A 15414-nucleotide genomic window follows, 5' to 3' on the forward strand; every position below is an offset into this window, starting at 1 on the left:
GCGGGGGCCGCCGTCAGGCCCCTCGGCCTGCTGCTTCGCACTTGGAGAGAATGTCGTCGACGACACGGGCGATCGGGCCGGTCGCGTCGATGCTCACCGCGTTCTTCGGAACGTCCTCCTTCGTCGCGAACAGCCGCGCGATGAGCTCCCGTTCCTCCGGCGTCGCGCCGAAGTCGGTGGGGTCCAGCGCCACGCGCTGATCAATCCGCCGGTTCATGGTGTCCAGGTCGACGTCCAGGACAAAGACGCCGTCGAGCAAGTCGATGAATTTCGAGAAGTTTCTTGAACCGCCGCAGAAGAAGGTGACGGCTTCATCCCGGTTGGCGATGTAGGCCTTGACCTTCTCGACGTCCCAGATCTGGTGCTCGGACTTCCATAGAGCGGTCGGCGTCTCCGTTCCGGGGCTCATCGGCCGGCCTGTTTTCGGATCGCCCCGATAGGCCAGTTCCCGGTCGCCGTGGATCGCCTGATAGCCGCGGCGCTGCAACTCCGTGGCGACCGCCGTCTTGCCGGCGCCGGACACGCCCTCGATCAAGTAGTTCCTGACGCCCATTCCTGCTCCGGATGACCCGCCGCTTGTCGTCTGTCGAGGCGTGGCGGCGCAACCGCCTTGGTTCGTTCTCCGGCCGGAGCCGGGGTGAAGTCCCCCTCGGTCGGCGTCGCCGCCAGCTCCCCCAGAGGGGGAGCATCTTCGGGCGGCCTCCGCCCTCTAGGCGTTGGTCTCCATCAGGGCCGAGTAGACCAGGGTGCGCAGTTCGCGGCGGATGGGGTAGCTGGAGGAGGGCATGAGCTGGGTCATGAAGACCACGGCGACGTCCTCGACCGGGTCGATCCAGAAGGCGGTGGAGGCCATGCCGCCCCAGTAGAACTCGCCCCTGGAGCTGGGCAGCAGGGTGCGGGCCGGCTCGAACACCGTGGCGAAGCCGAGGCCGAAGCCGACGCCGGCGTTGGTGGACTCCGAGAACAGCGAGACCGACATCTGGGTCAGGTCCGCCCCGCCGGGCAGGTGGTTGGCGCTCATCAGGGCCAGCGTCTTGGGCGCGACCAGCCGGGCGCCGTCGAGCTCGCCGCGATTGGAGAGCATCCGGCAGAAACGGGCGTAGTCGGCCGCGGTGGAGACGAGGCCGCCGCCGCCGGAGACCAGCTTGGGCGGGGCGAGGTAGGGGCTCTTTTCCGGATCGTCCTGCAGCTTCATGCGCCCGCCGGGCAGGGCCTGGTAGCAGGCGGTCAGGCGCTTCTCCTCGCCCGCGCGCACGGAGAAGCCGGTGTCGACCATGCCGAGGGGCTCGAAGATGCGGGTCTCCAGGAAGTCCTCGAAGGCCATGCCGGAGACGACCTGCACCAGATAGCCGAGCACGTCGGTGGAGACCGAATAGTTCCAGGCCGTGCCCGGGGAGAACTCCAGCGGCAGTTCGGCGAGCTGGTCGACGAAGCCCTTGAGGTCGCGCTCGCCGTAGACCTCGCCCACGTGCAGCCGGCGATAGGCGGAATCGACGTTGGTGCGGTTCTGGAAGCCGTAGGTGAGGCCCGAGGTGTGACGCATCAGGTCGACCACCTGCATGGGCCGTTCGACCGGCGCGGTCATGAACTGGCCGGGCAGGCCGGCCTTGAACACCGCCAGGTCCTTCCAGGCCGGGATGTACTTGTGCACCGGATCGTCCAGGGCGATCGCGCCCTCCTCGACCAGCATCATCAGGGCGATGCTCGTGATCGGCTTGGTCATCGAATAGATGCGGAAGATCGCGTCGGCCTCGAGCTTTCGCCCGCGCTCCACGTCGGCCTGGCCCAGCACGGCCTCATAGGCCAGCTCGCCGCGGCGCATCACCTGGAGCTGGGCGCAGGGGATGCGGCCGGGGCCGACGTAGCGGTCCTGAAGGAAGCGCTCGATGCGTTGCAGGCGGTCGGGGGAAAATCCCAGGGAAGCGGCGGCCATGAAAATCCTCGCGATCTGAAATGCGATCAGGACTGTAGCGGCGGCGGCTCAGGAATCGAGCCCGGAAGCCAGGTCCTTGGGCGTGTCCACGTCGAAAAGGACGCCGGCGTCGGGCGCCTGGACCAGGGCCAGACGCCCGCCCAGGCCCGCCAGCACCGCGCGCGCGCCCTCGTCGCCGCCCAGGCCGCGAAGGGCGGGGACGAGCTCGCGGGCGAACACGGCCGGATGCCCCCGCCGGCCCTGAAACACCGGCGCGGCCGCCGCCGCCCCCGCCCGGATCGCCTCGGCCAGGGGCGCCAGCACGGCGTGGGGGATGCGCGGCATGTCGCCCAGGAAGACGAAGGCGCCGGCGGCGTCGGCGCGGACGGCCGCCGCGCCGGCGCGCAGGGACGCGCCCATGCCCTCGGCGTGGTCGGCGGCGTGGACCAGGACGAGGCGCCCGGCCTGGTCCGCGCGCTCGGCGAAGGCCAGGGCGGCGACGGCCACCGGATCGGCGTCCGCGCCGGTGACGACGATCACGCGGCCGACCGGGGCGGCGAAGGCGGCGGCGAGGGCCCCGTCCAGCACCACGCCGCCCTCGAACGGCGCGACGAGCTTGCCGCCGCCGAAGCGCCGGGCGGCGCCGGCGGCCAGCACCACGGCCTCGAACGGCCGCTGGGCCTCTGTAACCACTGGGACTTCCTCTCTATGTTAGGGGCCGCATGACGCCCTACGACGCCTCATCGCCGCAAGCGGCCAAGGCCGGCGCCCCCGCCCTGATCGACGGATTCGGGCGCACGGTGAGCTACCTGCGCGTCTCGGTCACCGACCGATGCGACCTGCGCTGCGTCTACTGCATGGCCGAGCACATGACCTTCCTGCCGAAGGCCGAGGTGCTGACCCTGGAGGAGCTGGACCGCATCGCCTCGGCGTTCGTCTCGCTGGGCGTGCGCAAGCTCAGGATCACCGGCGGCGAGCCGCTGGTGCGCAAGGGGGTGATGGGCCTGGTCGAGGCGCTGTCGCGGCACCTGAAGTCCGGGGCGCTCGACGAGCTGACGCTCACCACCAACGGCACGCGCCTGGGCGAATTCGCCGGCCGGCTGGCGGACCTGGGGGTGCAGCGGGTGAACGTGTCGCTGGACACCCTGAAGCCCGACCTCTTCCGCCGGCTGACCCGCGGCGGCGACCTTTCCAAGGTGCTGGACGGGATCGCGGCGGCGAAAGCCGCGGGGCTGGCGGTGAAGATCAACGCCGTGGCGCTGAAGACCGACAACGCCGCCGAGCTGCCGCACCTGATCGCCTGGGCGCACGGCCAGGGGCTGGACATGACCCTGATCGAGACCATGCCGCTGGGCGAGGTGGAGGCCGACCGCACCGACCAGTTCCTGTCGCTGAGGGACCTGCGCCGCGATCTGGAAAGCTTCTGGACGCTCGAGGACCTGCCGCTCAACACCGGCGGGCCGGCGCGCTATGCGCGGATCGCCGAGACCGGCGGCCGGCTCGGCTTCATCACCCCGCTCAGCCACAATTTCTGCGAGGCCTGCAATCGGGTGCGGCTGACCTGCACCGGCACGCTGCACACCTGCCTCGGCCGCGAGGACGCCAGCGACCTGCGCGCGGTGATCCGCTCGGGCGCGGACGACGAGGGCCTCGTCCAGGCGATCCGCTGGGCGGTGGACGCCAAGCCCGAGGGCCACGACTTCCAGATCGCGCGCGCCGCGCCCGCCGTGGCGCGGCACATGTCGACGACGGGAGGCTGACCGTGGCGCGCGTCCTGCTGTTCGGCCCCCTGCGCGACCTCGCCGGCTGGCGCGAGCGGGACCTGGACGAGGTTCCGGCGACGTTGAACGCCCTGCGCGAGCTGCTGGCCGCCGAGGACCCGGAGCTTGGCCTGGCCCTGGCCGGGCCCGGCGTGCAGGTGGCGCTCGACCAGGCGATCGTGCGCGGGAACGCGGCGCTGCATCCGCGCGCCGAGGTCGCCTTCCTGCCTCCGATGAGCGGCGGATGACGATCGCCCTCACCGACCAGCCCTTCGATCCGGGCGAACTCTTGACGCGGTTCAGCGCGGGACGGGCGGAGACCGGCGCCATCGCCACCTTCACGGGCCTGGCCCGCGCCGAGGCGGGCTCCACGACGATCCTGGAGCTGGAGGCCTATCCCGGTTTCACCGAGGCGCGCATCGCCGAGATCGCCGAGATCGCGCGCGCCCGCTTCGAACTGGACGACCTGATGATCCTGCACCGGGTCGGGGCCATCGCGCCGGGCGAGCCGATCGTCTTCGTGGCCACCGCCGCGCGCCACCGGCGCGCCGCGTTCGAGGCCTGCGATTTCCTGATGGACTACTTGAAGAGCCGCGCGCCGTTCTGGAAGAAGGAGCGCGGCCCGGACGGGGAGCGCTGGATCGAGCCGCGCGCCCAGGACCACGCCGACATCGCCCGTTGGGAGACCACAGAATGAACGCGCCCTTCACCCCCGGCGGCAAGATCGACGAGACCAAGCCGTTCACGCCGGTCCGCATCGCCGTCCTGACCATCTCCGACACCCGCGACGCGGAGAGCGACACCTCCGGCGACGTGCTGGCCGGGCGGATCACCGGGGCGGGCCACGAGCTGGCCGGCCGGGCCATCGTGCGCGACGACGTCGCCCAGATCCGCGAACAGGTCAAAGCCTGGGCCGCCTCCGGCGCGGTGGACGTGATCATCTCCACCGGCGGCACCGGCATCACCGGCCGCGACGTGACGCCCGAGGCGGTGCGCCCGTTGCTGGACAAGGAGATCGACGGCTTCTCGGTGATCTTCCACCTGGTCAGCTACCAGTCGGTAGGCCTTTCCACCCTGCAGTCGCGGGCGCTGGCCGGGCTGATCCAGGGCGTGTTCATCTTCTGCCTGCCGGGCTCCAACGGGGCGGTGAAGGACGGCTGGGACAAGGTGATCAGCGCCCAGCTCGACAGCCGCCATGGCCCCTGCAACATGGTCGAGCTGATGCCGCGACTGCTCGAAGCCTGAACCGCATGGCGGGGCTGACCCACATCGACGAGACCGGCCGCGCCCGCATGGTGGACGTGTCCGGCAAGGCCGTCACCGCCCGCGAGGCGGTGGCCGAGGGCCGTGTGCGCATGGCGGCCGAGACCCTGGCCCTGGCGCTCTCAGGCGACGCCAAGAAGGGCGACGTGCGCGCCGTGGCCGAGATCGCCGGGGTGATGGCGGCCAAGAAGACGTCCGACCTGATCCCGTTGTGCCATCCCCTGGCGCTGTCGAAGGTGGAGGTGCGGGTCGAACCGGCGGACGACGGGCTGTCGGTCACCGCGCGGGTGCGCACCACCGGCCAGACCGGCGTGGAGATGGAGGCGCTGACCGCCGTCTCGGTGGCGTGCCTGACGATCTACGACATGCTCAAGGCGGCCGACAAAGCCATGACCATCGACGCGGTGCGGCTGCTGGAGAAGTCCGGCGGCGCCTCGGGCGATTGGCGGCGCGCATGAAGCTCTTGTCCGTCGACGACGCCCGCGCGCGGATGCTGGCCGAGATCGCGCCGCTGGAGGCCGAGACCGTGGCGCTGCGCCAGGCGATCGGCCGGGTGCTGGCCGAAGACGTGACGGCCGTGCGCGACCAGCCGCCGTTCACCGCCTCGGCCATGGACGGCTGGGCCGTGCGGGCGGTCGACACCCCCGGCGAACTGAGGATCGTCGGCGAGAGCGCGGCGGGCCATGGCTACCAGGGCCGGCTCGGCCCGCACGAGGCGGTGCGCATCTTCACCGGCGCGGCCCTGCCTGAGGACGCCGACGCGGTGGTGATCCAGGAGGACGCCGAGCGGCTGGACGATCGGGTGCGCACGCCCAAGGTTCCGACCGGCGAGCACTTGCGCCCGGCCGGCGGCGACTTCCGGGCCGACGAACTGCTGCTGCGCGCCGGGACGCGGATCGACCCCTGGCGGCTGTCGCTGGCGGCGGCGGCCGGGCGGGCCGAGGTGAGCGTCCATCGGCGGCCCCGGGTGGGGGTGATCAGCACCGGCGAGGAGATCGTCGAGGCGCCGGACGCGCCGGGCCCGTTCCAGATCTACGATTCCGGGGCGCCGGCGCTCTGCGCCATGATCGAGGGTTGGGGCGGGGCGGCGTTCAAGGCCCGGCCCGTGCGCGACGAACTGGACGCGGTGATCGAGGCGCTGCGTTCGGCCGACGCCGACCTGGTGGTGACCGTCGGCGGCGCCTCGGTGGGCGACCACGACCTTGTGCGCGCCGCGGCCGAGGCCCTGGGCTTTTCCCCCCGCGTGCAGAGCGTGGCGGTGCGGCCGGGCAAGCCGACCTTCTTCGGCGTGCTGGGCGACGGGCGGCGGATGCTGGGCCTGCCGGGCAATCCGGCCTCGGCCTTCGTCTGCGCCGAGCTGTTCCTGGCGCCGATCCTTCGCGCCTTCCAGGCCGCCGAGCCGGGCCCGAGGACGATCACCGCGCGCCTGGCCCAGCCGCTGCCGGCCAACGGGCCGCGCGAGCACTGGATGCGCGCGCGGCTGGCTCACGAGGACGGCGTGGCGCGGGTGACCCCCTACCGGGATCAGGACTCCTCGCTGGTGACCGTGTTCGCCGCCGCCGACGCCCTGGTGCGCCGGCCGGCGGGCGCGGAGGCCGCCGCCGAAGGGGCGCTAGTCGAGGCGCTGCCGCTCGAGCGGGCTCCGATTTGACCAAATCGGAACCCGCTCAAGAGTATTAAATCTGGAGCATTTTCTGCGCCGAACTGGTGTCCGCTTCGGTTGAAAATGCTCGCGCTCGGGCGTAACGCAGGGCCATGATCTCGCCGATCACCGAGACGGCGACCTCCCAGGGCGCCTTTCCGCCGATGTCGAGGCCGATGGGCGCGCGCAGCCTGCCGATGGCCGCTTCGGCCACGCCGGCTTCGCGCAGGCGGGCGAGGCGCTCGGGCAGGCGCGCGCGGGCGCCGAGCAGGCCGACGTAGAAGGCCGGCGAGGGCAAGGCCACGCGCAGGGCGGCCTGGTCGGTCTCCAGGTCGTGGGTGGCCACCGCCACGGCGGTCCAGGGATCGACGCCGACGGCGGCCAGGGCCTCGGCCGGCGCCTCGCGCCGGTAGCCGACGCCGGCCAGCGGCGGCGGCGACTGCGGGCCCTTGGGGCGGATGAGGGTGGTCTCCAGGCCGGACTGGGCGCCAAGGGACGCGATGGCCAGGGCCGTGGGATCCGAGCCGAACACCGCCAGGCGGGGAACCGGCTCGTAGGCGCGGGCGATCGCGCCCGGCCAGGGCTGGGCCGCGCCCGGGTCGCCGCAGGCGCGCCGCTCGCCGTCGCTGACCCAAATCGCCGGGCGCCGGGCGGCGGTCGCCTCCAGCAGGGCCGACAGCGCCGGATCGTCGGGCGCCACCCGCTCCAGGAAGATCTCGATGCGCGCGCCGCAGAGCAGGCGGATGTCCGGCCAGGGGCTGCCCTCGCCGTAGACCAGCCTGCGGGGCCGGCCGTCGGCCAGGCAGGCCTCGGCGTGGCCGGCCACGTCGCCCTCAACGCAGCCGCCGGAGAAGTAGCCGGCGACGATCTCCCCGGCGAAGACCATCTGGGTTCCGGGCGGGCGCGGGCCGCCGCCCTCGACGCTGGTGAGGGTGGCCAAGACCATGGGCGCGCCGGCCGCGCGGGCGGCGGCGAGGGCGGGGCGCACGTCGTCGGCCATGCCGAACAGGGGCCATTCGGGCAGGGGTTCGCGCATCGATCCAGCTTAACTCCCTGGCAAGGTTCCAGATACGGGTTCTTTAGGCATCTGAGTCAGGGTGGCCGCTCACTGGGTTCCGTAAGAGCGTTCCGCCTCCGAATGACGTCCCCCCTAGATAAGCTCGGTTTGGGTTCCGGCCAGTTCCCACTGGACCAGGTCTACGGCACGGCGCGCGGCCGCCCGCCCGAGGCCGAGGTGCGCGAGATCCTGGAGATCTCGGCCCGCGCCCGCCTGAGCGTGTTCGACATCGCCGGCCGCTCGCCCAAGGCGGAGACCATCCTCGGCGAAGTGACGCCGCGCCCGAACCCCTTCCGCATGTCGATCTCCACCGTGCGCCCCGACAAGGGCCCCGACGTGGTGGAGGCCGAAGCCCGCGCGGCGATGCGCCGCCTGGGCGTCGAGCGCGTGGACACCATCTTCGTGCCTTCGGCCAGCGACCTGTTCGGCCCGCACGGCCTGGCCCTGTGGACGCGCGTGCAGCAGATGCGCGACGCCGGCCTGTGCCGCAACGTGGGCGTCTCGCTCTACGCCTCGGACGATCCGGTGGGCGTGGCCAAGCGCTTCCGCCCCGACGTGGTGCAGGCGCCGGCGAGCCTGCTGGACCAGCGCCTGCTGGTGGACGGCACCCTGGCGAGCCTCTGCGAGATGGGCGTGGAGGTGCACCTGCGCTCGATCTTCCTGAACGGCCTGCTGTTCCTGCCGCCCGACCGGGTGCCGCATCAGTTCAAGGCCGCCGCCGGACGGCTGTCGCGGGCGCGCCGGCTGATCGCCGAGGGGCGCAGCGACCCGCTGCAGGCCGCGCTCGGCTTCGCCCTGTCGCGGCCCGAAGCCTCCACCGTGCTGGTGGGCGTGACCTCGGCCGCCGAGCTTTCCGCCGTGATCGCGGCGGCCTCCAGCCCGCCGCCGGACCTGGATTGGGACGAGATGGCGCTGGACGATCCGGTCGCCCTCGACACCCCGAACTGGGCGGCAGCCTAGCCTCAACCCCCCGCCGGGCCGCTCAGAAGGAGCCTCCCCGATGATCCTCGTCATCCTCCAGGCCCGCATGACCTCGCCGAGGCTGCCGGGGAAGGCGATGGCGCCGTTGCGGGGCGAGCCGATGGTCTGGCGCCAGATCGAGCGCATCCGCCAGGCCCGCTGCATCACCAAGGTGGTGGTCGCCACCTCGGCCGAGCCGGCCGACGATCCCCTGGCGGGCTATCTGGTCTCGCGCGGGCAGACCGTGTTCCGCGGCGCCTCCGAGAACCTGGCCGACCGGTTCCTGCGCTGCATCGAGGCGGCGGGCCCGGCGACCCACGTGGTGCGGGTGAAGGGCGACTGTCCCTTCGTCGACCCCGGGGTGATCGACGAATCCGTGCGCCTGGCCGCGGCGTCGCGCGCGGCCTACGTCTCCAACCGCGTGCGGCCGAGCTTCCCCAAGGGGCTGGAGGTGGAGGTCGCCACCGTGCGGGCGCTGACCGCCGCGACGCACGAGGCCGAACCGGACGAGGCCCTCGCGCGCTCGCCCTTCGCCCTGGTGCGCGGCCGTCCGGACCTGTTCAGCCAGGCCCATTGCAGCGCCGGCCGCGACTGGTCGCATCTGGACTGGCGGGTGAAGACGCCGGCCGACTACGCCTTCGCCCGCGCGGTCTATGACGCCCTGCATCCGGCCGATCCGGGCTTTTGCATGCGCGACGTGCTGGACGTGCTGCAGGGCCGCCAGGACCTAGCGCGCTGGGCCGCCTGAGGCCGGCGACCGCCCTAGGCGATGATGTCCGGGGTGAGCATGTCCCGGATGCGGCTGATCTCGTCCTTCAGGGACAGCTTGCGGCGCTTGAGCCGGCCGATCACCAGCATGTCGGGCATGGTCGACTGGGCGATGGCCTGGACGGCGATGTCGAGGTCGCCGTGCTGCTGAATGAGGTCGGCGAGCCTGGCCCGAAGACTCTCTTCGGATTCCCCCGTCTCGAGATCGTTCATACTGTCACGCCCACCCGAGCTAGCCGGCGGGATGATGCGCAAAGCCGGGCCTTGCGGCAAGCGGACGATCTGGGGTTCGGCTCAATGCAGCGCCTCGGCCAGGGCGGCCAGGGCCTGGGCCGGAGCGGGGCGGCCCCAGGCGGCCGTCGCGGCCTCCAGCGCCGCCAGCGCGGGCGCGCCGCCCTTGCGGTGCGGGCTCATCGCCTGAAGCGTTTCCAGAAGCACGCGCTCGGCGCGCAGCTCGGCGGCCTTGACGTCCTCGCGCAGGCCTTCGCGCGCGGCGTCCTCGATCGGCGGGGCCGGCGCCTTGAGCGCGCGGCGCACGGCGCGCAGGGGCTTGAGCGCGGTCTCGTCCCACGCCCGCGCCGCCGTCGCGGCCCTGGCGAGCAGGTCGCTGTCAGTGGTCTCGGCCCAGACCGCCCAGAGCAGCAGGGAGGTGTTCTGGCCGTGCTCGTCCTGCAGGGCGAGGCAAGCCTCGGGCGCGCCCGGCCGGGCGTAGACCTCAAGCGCCCATTCCCAGATCGACATTCAGGCCTCCTGTCCGGCCGGGCCGATGTCCTGGCCCCAGCGCCGCACCGAGCTCCAGGACAGGCCGAAAATGTCCAGGGCCCGGCCCACCGACTGGTCGACCATCTCCTCCAGGGTGGCGGGCCTGGCGTAGAAGGCCGGGACGGGCGGCGCGATCACAGCGCCCATCTCGGCCAGCCGCACCATGGTGCGCAGGTGGCCCAGGTGCAGCGGGCTCTCGCGCACCATCAGCACCAGCGGGCGGCGCTCCTTGAGGGTGACGTCGGCCGCGCGCGTGAGCAGCGAGGAGGTCACGCCGGTGGCGATCTCGCTCATGCTGCGCACCGAGCAGGGGGCGATGATCATGCCGAGCGTGGGGAACGAGCCGGAGGCGATCGACGCGCCCACGTCGCCCGGCTTGTGCGACACGTCGGCGCGCGCCTGCACGTCGGCGACGGCGAGGTCGGTCTCCTGGCCGATGGTCAGCACGGCCGCGCGGCTGAGGATCAGATGGCTCTCCACCCCCAGTTCGCGGCAGGCGTCCAGCACCCTCAGGCCATAGGCGACGCCGCTGGCGCCGGAGAGGCCGACCACGAGTTTCGGCCGCTCGGATTTCACCATGTCCTCGTCCCCCGCGCCGGTACGACGGGCGCCGATCATTCACCACCCGATGCAAACATATGTGATCTGACAGCGTCCCGCAGCGGGTGTTCACTTCTGACGGACGTATAACGAAGGAGGCTTATCTGATGGCCGTTGAAGCTCGGATCCGCGAGCTAGGATCCCGCCACAGCGCTCTGGAAGACGCTATCCAGGATGAGATGAGACGACCCGCCGCCGACGACGTCAGACTTAGGGAATTGAAGCGACAGAAGCTGAAGCTGAAGGAGGAAATCGAAGGCCTCCGCTCCAAACTTCACTAGCCGCGACGAAGAAAAGGCCCGCAAGCGCGGGCCTTTTCCATATCAGTCGTCGGAGTAGGTCTCGTCCTCGAAGGCCGGCTCGATGTCGGGCTGGTCGTCCTGGCCCGGATCGATCTCGCCCGCGGCGCGAAGGGTCGGGCCGTCCGGCTCGACCACGCCGCGGCGGGCGTCGTCCTTGGCCTTCTTGTCGGCGGCCTTGCGCACCACCGCGTCCAGCTCGAGCTGGGTGGCCAGGCCCAGGGTGACCGGGTCCACCGGCTTGATGTTGGCCGCGTTCCAGTGGGTGCGGTTGCGCACCTGGTCGATGGTGGCCTTGGTGGTGCCCAGCAGGCGCGCGATCTGGCTGTCCTGCACTTCCGGGTGGTTGCGCAGGAACCAGGCGATGGCGTCCGGCCGGTCCTGGCGGCGCGACACCGGCGTGTAGCGCGGCGCTTTCTTCACCGGCTTCAGGAGCTCGGCGTGGCGGGACTTCTGCACCTTCATGCGGTAGGCCGGATCGGCCTGGGCCGCGTCGAGCTCCTCGCGGGCGAGCTGGCCGTTGGCGATGGGGTCGGCCCCACGGATGTCGCGCGCGACCTCGCCGTCGGCGATGCCCCTCACTTCCAGCGGATGCAGGCCGCAGAAGTCGGCGATCTGCTCGAAAGTCAGGGAGGTGTTGTCCACGAGCCAGACGGCGGTCGCCTTCGGCATCAGGATCTCGGTCATGGTCGGCTCTCGAAATGACGGCGCCCGACCTTTCGGCCGGGCGCGAGGATATTGTTCACGATATAGGCGCGTTCGACGCCCAAGAAAACGACAATCGTCCGTGATCCCCGGCGGGGCCGCCTCGACCCCGGGACGAGTCGGGCCCGCGATCAGTCGTCCAGGGCGCGGCGGTCGACGATCCGCAGGCCGTAGCCGCCGGAGCCCGGCAGCACGGTCTTGGACGAGGTGAGCAGGATCATGTCGCGCACGCCGAGGTCGAGCAGGATCTGCGCGCCGATGCCGTAGTCGCGCACGATGCCGGCGCCGCGGGCCTCGGCGGTCTGGCTGTGGCCATAGCGCTCGGACAGCCAGGCGGGATTGGAGTCGCGGATGAACACCGCCACGCCCGCGCCCTCGGCGCCGGCGATCGCCTCCAGGGCGCGCGGCACGTAGTCGCGGCGCGCCTCCACGTGGCCCAGCATGTCGGCGGCCATGTCGACGCGGTGCATGCGCACCAGGGTGGGCTTGTCCGGGTCGATCCTGCCCTTGGTCAGGACCACGTGCTCGGTCCCGTCGATGATGTTGCGGTAGATCACCATCCGGAAGCGGCCGCCGTAGGCGGAATCGAACGGCGTCTCCAGCACGCGCTCGATCTGGCGCTCGGTGCGGCGGCGATAGGCGATCAGGTCGGCGATGGTCCCGATCTTCAGGCCGTGGAGCTGGGCGAAGGCGACGAGGTCCGGCAGGCGGGCCATGGAGCCGTCGTCCTTCATGATCTCGCAGATCACCCCGGCGGGGTTGAGGCCGGCCATGCGGCTGATGTCGACGGCGGCCTCGGTGTGGCCGGCGCGGACCAGCACGCCGCCGTCCTTGGCCACCAGCGGGAAGACGTGGCCGGGGGCGACGATGTCGTCCGGGCCCTTGGTCGGGTCGACCGCCACGGCGACGGTGTGCGCCCGGTCGTGGGCCGAGATGCCGGTGGTCACGCCCTCGCGCGCCTCGATCGAGACGGTGAAGGCGGTGCCGTGGCCGGACTGGTTGTCGGCGGCCATCGGCGGCAGGCGAAGCTGGCGCGCCCGCTCGGCGGTGATCGACAGGCAGATCAGGCCGCGGGCGTGCTTGGCCATGAAGTTGATCTGCTCGGGCGTGGCGAACTGGGCGGGGATGATCACGTCGCCCTCGTTCTCCCGGTCCTCGGCGTCGACCAGGATGTAGGGCCGGCCGTTGCGGGCCTCCTCGATGATCTCCTCGATCGGGCTGATGGCCGCCGCAAGGGTCTCGTCGGACCCGGCGGGACGTTGAACGGGACCGGGCTGGGCCGGGCGGGAATTGTTCATAGGGCGGCCTTCATCTTGGCGAACTCCACGACCTGGCCGGCCACGGTGGCGAGCTGCCAGGCGTCCTTGGGCTCACGGCACTCGCCAGCTTCGTCGAACAGCGGCCCGCCCGCGTTGAGCGCGGCCCCGAACGGCGTCGGCCAGCCTCTCAGGGCATGTATGATCGAGCGCAGCGCGGTCAAAGTGGTGCCGGCCGCCTGCCAGCCGTCGGCGCAGATGACGCAGCCCACGGCCTTGCCCTGGAAATAGGGGGCCGGGTCGTTGCGGGTGAGCTCCAGGGTGTCCAGGGCGTTCTTGACCACGCCGGAGATCGAGCCGTGGTAGCCGGGGCTGGCGACGATCACCCCGTCGGCCGCGCGCACGGCGTCGGCCAGGAGCTGCTGGGCCGGATGGGCGTCGCCCGGGCGCGGGTCGAAGATCGGCAGGCTGGAGAGGAACTCGCCGCCGAGCAGGCGGGTCTCCGCCCCGGCGGCCTCCGCCGCGCGCAGGGCCGCGGCGAGCGCCCGCTCGGAGGTGGAGCCGGCGCGCACCGTGCCGCCGAGGCCCAGGATCAGGGGACGCTTGCCGCTCATGCCTCGACCGCCGGATTCTCGAACACCTTCTTCAGCTCCGTCTTCAGGATCTTGCCATTGGCGTTACGCGGCAGGGTCTCCGGCCAGAAGACGATCTGCACCGGCACCTTGAAGGCCGCCAGCCGCTCGCGCACCCACTGGCGAAGCTCCGCCTCGGTCGCCGTCCCGCCGGGCCGTAAGTGCACGACGGCGGCCGGCTCCTCGCCGAGGGTCTTGTGCGGTCGGCCGACCAGGGCCGCGTCCATCACGTCGGGGTGGTCGTAGAGCACGTTCTCCACCTCGACGCAGTAGATGTTCTCGCCGCCGCGGATCAGCATGTCCTTGGCCCGGTCGATGATGAAGAGGAAGCCCTCCTCGTCGAGCCGGGCGAGGTCGCCGGTGCGCAGCCAGCCGTCGACGAAGGTCTGGGCGGTGGCCTCGGGCTTGTTCCAATACGCGCGCAGCACCTGCGGGCCCTTGACCCACAGCTCGCCGACCGCGCCCACGGGCAGCACGGTGACGCCGTCGGCCGGATCGCGGATCTGCATGTCGCCGACCGGGGCGGCGGGCCCGGCGCTTTCCGGGCGCGCCTCGTAGTCGCGGCCCAGGTGCGAGGTGAAGGTGGCCGAGGTCTCGGTCATGCCCCAACCGTTGCCGGGCAGGGAGGCGGGGAAGGTCTCGACGATCTTGCGCACCAGGTCGGGCGCCGAGGGCGCGCCGCCGTAGGTGACCTGCTGCAGGCTGGAGAGGTCGTACTTGGCCCGGGCCGGGTGCTCGATGAGCTGCCAGGCGATGGTCGGCACCCCGCCGGTGGCCGTCACCCGCTCGCGCTCGATCAGGCGCATGGCCTCCTCGGCCGCGAAGCGCCGCATCAGCACCAGCTTGCCGCCGCCGTTGATCGCGGGCGACAGGGTCGCCGAACAGCCGGTGGCGTGGAACATCGGCACGACCAAGAGGGTCACCCGCTGGGGCAGCTTGTGCGGGTCCGCCTCGGGCGGGGCCTCGCCGCGGCGCAGGAAGTTGCGCACGGCCGCGATGCCGCTGGTCGCGATGTTGGTGGTCATGTTGCGGTGGGTGCCGAGCGCGCCCTTGGGCCGGCCGGTGGTGCCGGAGGTGTAGAGGATGGTGGCGTCGTCGTCGGTGTCGAGGTCCACGTCCGGCATCGGCAGGTCCGGCAGCTCGCCCCAGCCGTTCACCGGGCCGATCACGTCCTCCAGCCGGTGGATCAGCGGGTCGTCGTGAGCGTGGGCCAGGCGGCAGGCGTAGACCTTCTCCAGCTCGGGGCAGTTGGCGAGATGGCCCTCGAGGCGCTCCAGCCGTTCCTCGTCCATCAGGGCGATCTTGGTTCCGGAATCCGTCAGGCCGTATTCCAGCTCCGGGCCGGTCCACCAGCCGTTCAGCGGGGTGACGATCGCGCCGATGATCGCGCCGGCGAAGAAGGCGACCGGCCATTCGGGCAGGTTGCGCATGATCACGGCGATGCGGTCGCCCTTCTTCACGCCGTCGGCGATGAGCTGGTGGGCCAGCTTAAGCGTCGCGCGGGCGAAGGCCTCGTAGGTGGCGCGGTCGTCCTCATAGACGACGAACTCGCGGTCCTTGAAGGCGCGGCCGTTGAGGAAGACGTCGCGCAGGGTCGGCGGCGCGTTCTTCCACACCCGCGTCTTCACGCCGTGGACCAGCTTCTCCTCCATCTCGAAACGCTGGCCGGGCGCGGTCAGGCGCGCATGGGCCTCGGCGATGGACATCGCCGGCCAGGGCGCGGCGGCGGAAGAGCTGCTGGCGTCGGACATATGCGGAAATTCTCGAAATCGTCTGGTTCTGAAATAGGTGCGGCCAA

General features: G+C 71.7%; 20 protein-coding genes. 9 read left to right on the top strand and 11 right to left on the bottom strand.

What is annotated here, in order from left to right; all coding sequences use genetic code 11:
• Positions 1-13: 13 nt before the first annotated feature.
• The 3 genes from ACE3TA_RS11980 to ACE3TA_RS11990 form a co-directional block, all read right to left on the bottom strand.
• Positions 14-535, bottom strand: coding sequence for a hypothetical protein (locus tag ACE3TA_RS11980; protein ID WP_374573914.1), 522 nt, complete (start codon positions 533-535; stop codon positions 14-16).
• Between the two features lie 174 nt (positions 536-709).
• Entirely contained in the window at positions 710-1933 is a 1224-nt protein-coding gene (locus ACE3TA_RS11985; protein ID WP_374573916.1) for a serine hydrolase domain-containing protein, read from the bottom strand.
• 48 nt (positions 1934-1981) lie between these two features.
• Entirely contained in the window at positions 1982-2605 is a 624-nt protein-coding gene (locus ACE3TA_RS11990) for an NTP transferase domain-containing protein (protein ID WP_374573917.1), read from the bottom strand.
• 29 nt (positions 2606-2634) lie between these two features.
• Between ACE3TA_RS11990 and moaA the strand changes: the two genes are divergently transcribed.
• The 6 genes from moaA to glp are packed head-to-tail and all read left to right on the top strand — an operon-like array spanning position 2635 to position 6586.
• Entirely contained in the window at positions 2635-3672 is a 1038-nt protein-coding gene (gene moaA / locus ACE3TA_RS11995) for a GTP 3',8-cyclase MoaA (RefSeq protein WP_374573919.1), read from the top strand.
• Positions 3673-3674: 2 nt separating this feature from the next.
• On the top strand, positions 3675-3920 hold the full coding sequence (locus ACE3TA_RS12000; protein ID WP_374573921.1) for a MoaD/ThiS family protein: 246 nt from the start codon (positions 3675-3677) through the stop codon (positions 3918-3920).
• Complete coding sequence (locus ACE3TA_RS12005) at positions 3917-4369, top strand: molybdenum cofactor biosynthesis protein MoaE (RefSeq protein ID WP_374573923.1); 453 nt, start codon at positions 3917-3919, stop codon at positions 4367-4369. The genes ACE3TA_RS12000 and ACE3TA_RS12005 overlap by 4 nt, the downstream gene beginning before the upstream one ends.
• Complete coding sequence (moaB, locus tag ACE3TA_RS12010) at positions 4366-4917, top strand: molybdenum cofactor biosynthesis protein B (protein WP_374573925.1); 552 nt, start codon at positions 4366-4368, stop codon at positions 4915-4917. The genes ACE3TA_RS12005 and moaB overlap by 4 nt, the downstream gene beginning before the upstream one ends.
• Positions 4918-4922: 5 nt before the next feature.
• Positions 4923-5393, top strand: coding sequence for a cyclic pyranopterin monophosphate synthase MoaC (moaC, locus tag ACE3TA_RS12015; protein WP_374573926.1), 471 nt, complete (start codon positions 4923-4925; stop codon positions 5391-5393).
• Positions 5390-6586, top strand: a complete 1197-nt coding sequence (gene glp / locus ACE3TA_RS12020) for a gephyrin-like molybdotransferase Glp (protein ID WP_374573928.1) — start codon at positions 5390-5392, stop codon at positions 6584-6586. Before moaC ends, glp begins: the two co-directional genes overlap by 4 nt.
• 25 nt (positions 6587-6611) lie before the next feature.
• On the opposite strand, the gene ACE3TA_RS12025 is transcribed toward glp, so the two are convergent.
• A complete protein-coding gene (locus ACE3TA_RS12025) occupies positions 6612-7613 on the bottom strand; it encodes an XdhC family protein (protein WP_374573930.1) in 1002 nt (333 codons plus the stop codon).
• A 102-nt stretch (positions 7614-7715) separates the two neighbouring features.
• Between ACE3TA_RS12025 and ACE3TA_RS12030 the strand changes: the two genes are divergently transcribed.
• The gene (locus ACE3TA_RS12030) at positions 7716-8594 is read left to right on the top strand and encodes a bifunctional regulator KidO (RefSeq protein ID WP_374573932.1); all 879 of its coding nucleotides are present in this window, start codon (positions 7716-7718) and stop codon (positions 8592-8594) included.
• 40 nt (positions 8595-8634) lie between these two features.
• A complete protein-coding gene (locus ACE3TA_RS12035) occupies positions 8635-9342 on the top strand; it encodes a glycosyltransferase family protein (RefSeq protein ID WP_374573934.1) in 708 nt (235 codons plus the stop codon).
• 14 nt (positions 9343-9356) lie between these two features.
• Here the strand turns inward: ACE3TA_RS12035 and ACE3TA_RS12040 are convergent, their stop codons facing one another.
• The 3 genes from ACE3TA_RS12040 to ACE3TA_RS12050 form a co-directional block, all read right to left on the bottom strand.
• Positions 9357-9575 carry a YdcH family protein gene (locus tag ACE3TA_RS12040; RefSeq protein WP_374573936.1) on the bottom strand — a complete coding sequence of 73 codons (219 nt, stop codon included), beginning with the start codon at positions 9573-9575 and terminating at the stop codon, positions 9357-9359.
• Positions 9576-9656: 81 nt separating this feature from the next.
• The gene (locus ACE3TA_RS12045; protein ID WP_374573938.1) at positions 9657-10103 is read right to left on the bottom strand and encodes a TIGR02444 family protein; all 447 of its coding nucleotides are present in this window, start codon (positions 10101-10103) and stop codon (positions 9657-9659) included.
• Positions 10104-10703 (bottom strand): UbiX family flavin prenyltransferase, encoded by a 600-nt coding sequence (locus ACE3TA_RS12050; RefSeq protein WP_374574810.1) that lies wholly within the window; start codon positions 10701-10703, stop codon positions 10104-10106.
• A 128-nt stretch (positions 10704-10831) separates the two neighbouring features.
• Here ACE3TA_RS12050 and ACE3TA_RS12055 point away from each other — a divergent pair, with 128 nt between their 5' ends.
• Entirely contained in the window at positions 10832-11005 is a 174-nt protein-coding gene (locus ACE3TA_RS12055; protein WP_374573940.1) for a YdcH family protein, read from the top strand.
• Between the two features lie 42 nt (positions 11006-11047).
• On the opposite strand, the gene ACE3TA_RS12060 is transcribed toward ACE3TA_RS12055, so the two are convergent.
• From ACE3TA_RS12060 to ACE3TA_RS12075, 4 genes are all read right to left on the bottom strand, one after another.
• Complete coding sequence (locus ACE3TA_RS12060; protein WP_374573942.1) at positions 11048-11710, bottom strand: DUF1013 domain-containing protein; 663 nt, start codon at positions 11708-11710, stop codon at positions 11048-11050.
• 149 nt (positions 11711-11859) lie between these two features.
• Positions 11860-13026, bottom strand: coding sequence for a 3,4-dihydroxy-2-butanone-4-phosphate synthase (ribB, locus tag ACE3TA_RS12065; RefSeq protein ID WP_374573944.1), 1167 nt, complete (start codon positions 13024-13026; stop codon positions 11860-11862).
• Complete coding sequence (locus ACE3TA_RS12070; RefSeq protein ID WP_374573946.1) at positions 13023-13598, bottom strand: NADPH-dependent FMN reductase; 576 nt, start codon at positions 13596-13598, stop codon at positions 13023-13025. The genes ribB and ACE3TA_RS12070 overlap by 4 nt, the downstream gene beginning before the upstream one ends.
• Positions 13595-15367, bottom strand: coding sequence for an AMP-binding protein (locus ACE3TA_RS12075; protein WP_374573948.1), 1773 nt, complete (start codon positions 15365-15367; stop codon positions 13595-13597). The genes ACE3TA_RS12070 and ACE3TA_RS12075 overlap by 4 nt, the downstream gene beginning before the upstream one ends.
• Positions 15368-15414: the final 47 nt, after the last annotated feature.

Source organism: Phenylobacterium sp. (assembly GCF_041916435.1).
In the GTDB taxonomy this organism is placed as follows: Bacteria; Pseudomonadota; Alphaproteobacteria; order Caulobacterales; family Caulobacteraceae; genus Phenylobacterium.

Bases quoted from the DNA above. Each gene is read 5' to 3' on its own strand.
- ACE3TA_RS12055 (WP_374573940.1), top strand. From the start codon at position 10,832: ATGGCCGTTGAAGCTCGGATCCGCGAGCTAGGATCCCGCCACAGCGCT.
- ACE3TA_RS12035 (WP_374573934.1), top strand. From the start codon at position 8,635: ATGATCCTCGTCATCCTCCAGGCCCGCATGACCTCGCCGAGGCTGCCG.
- moaB (WP_374573925.1), top strand. From the start codon at position 4,366: ATGAACGCGCCCTTCACCCCCGGCGGCAAGATCGACGAGACCAAGCCG.
- moaC (WP_374573926.1), top strand. From the start codon at position 4,923: ATGGCGGGGCTGACCCACATCGACGAGACCGGCCGCGCCCGCATGGTG.
- ACE3TA_RS12075 (WP_374573948.1), bottom strand. From the start codon at position 15,367: ATGTCCGACGCCAGCAGCTCTTCCGCCGCCGCGCCCTGGCCGGCGATG.
- ACE3TA_RS12005 (WP_374573923.1), top strand. From the start codon at position 3,917: ATGACGATCGCCCTCACCGACCAGCCCTTCGATCCGGGCGAACTCTTG.
- ACE3TA_RS12050 (WP_374574810.1), bottom strand. From the start codon at position 10,703: ATGGTGAAATCCGAGCGGCCGAAACTCGTGGTCGGCCTCTCCGGCGCC.
- ACE3TA_RS12030 (WP_374573932.1), top strand. From the start codon at position 7,716: ATGACGTCCCCCCTAGATAAGCTCGGTTTGGGTTCCGGCCAGTTCCCA.
- moaA (WP_374573919.1), top strand. From the start codon at position 2,635: ATGACGCCCTACGACGCCTCATCGCCGCAAGCGGCCAAGGCCGGCGCC.
- ribB (WP_374573944.1), bottom strand. From the start codon at position 13,026: ATGAACAATTCCCGCCCGGCCCAGCCCGGTCCCGTTCAACGTCCCGCC.
- ACE3TA_RS12040 (WP_374573936.1), bottom strand. From the start codon at position 9,575: ATGAACGATCTCGAGACGGGGGAATCCGAAGAGAGTCTTCGGGCCAGG.
- ACE3TA_RS12025 (WP_374573930.1), bottom strand. From the start codon at position 7,613: ATGCGCGAACCCCTGCCCGAATGGCCCCTGTTCGGCATGGCCGACGAC.
- ACE3TA_RS12070 (WP_374573946.1), bottom strand. From the start codon at position 13,598: ATGAGCGGCAAGCGTCCCCTGATCCTGGGCCTCGGCGGCACGGTGCGC.
- ACE3TA_RS11985 (WP_374573916.1), bottom strand. From the start codon at position 1,933: ATGGCCGCCGCTTCCCTGGGATTTTCCCCCGACCGCCTGCAACGCATC.
- ACE3TA_RS12045 (WP_374573938.1), bottom strand. From the start codon at position 10,103: ATGTCGATCTGGGAATGGGCGCTTGAGGTCTACGCCCGGCCGGGCGCG.
- glp (WP_374573928.1), top strand. From the start codon at position 5,390: ATGAAGCTCTTGTCCGTCGACGACGCCCGCGCGCGGATGCTGGCCGAG.
- ACE3TA_RS12060 (WP_374573942.1), bottom strand. From the start codon at position 11,710: ATGACCGAGATCCTGATGCCGAAGGCGACCGCCGTCTGGCTCGTGGAC.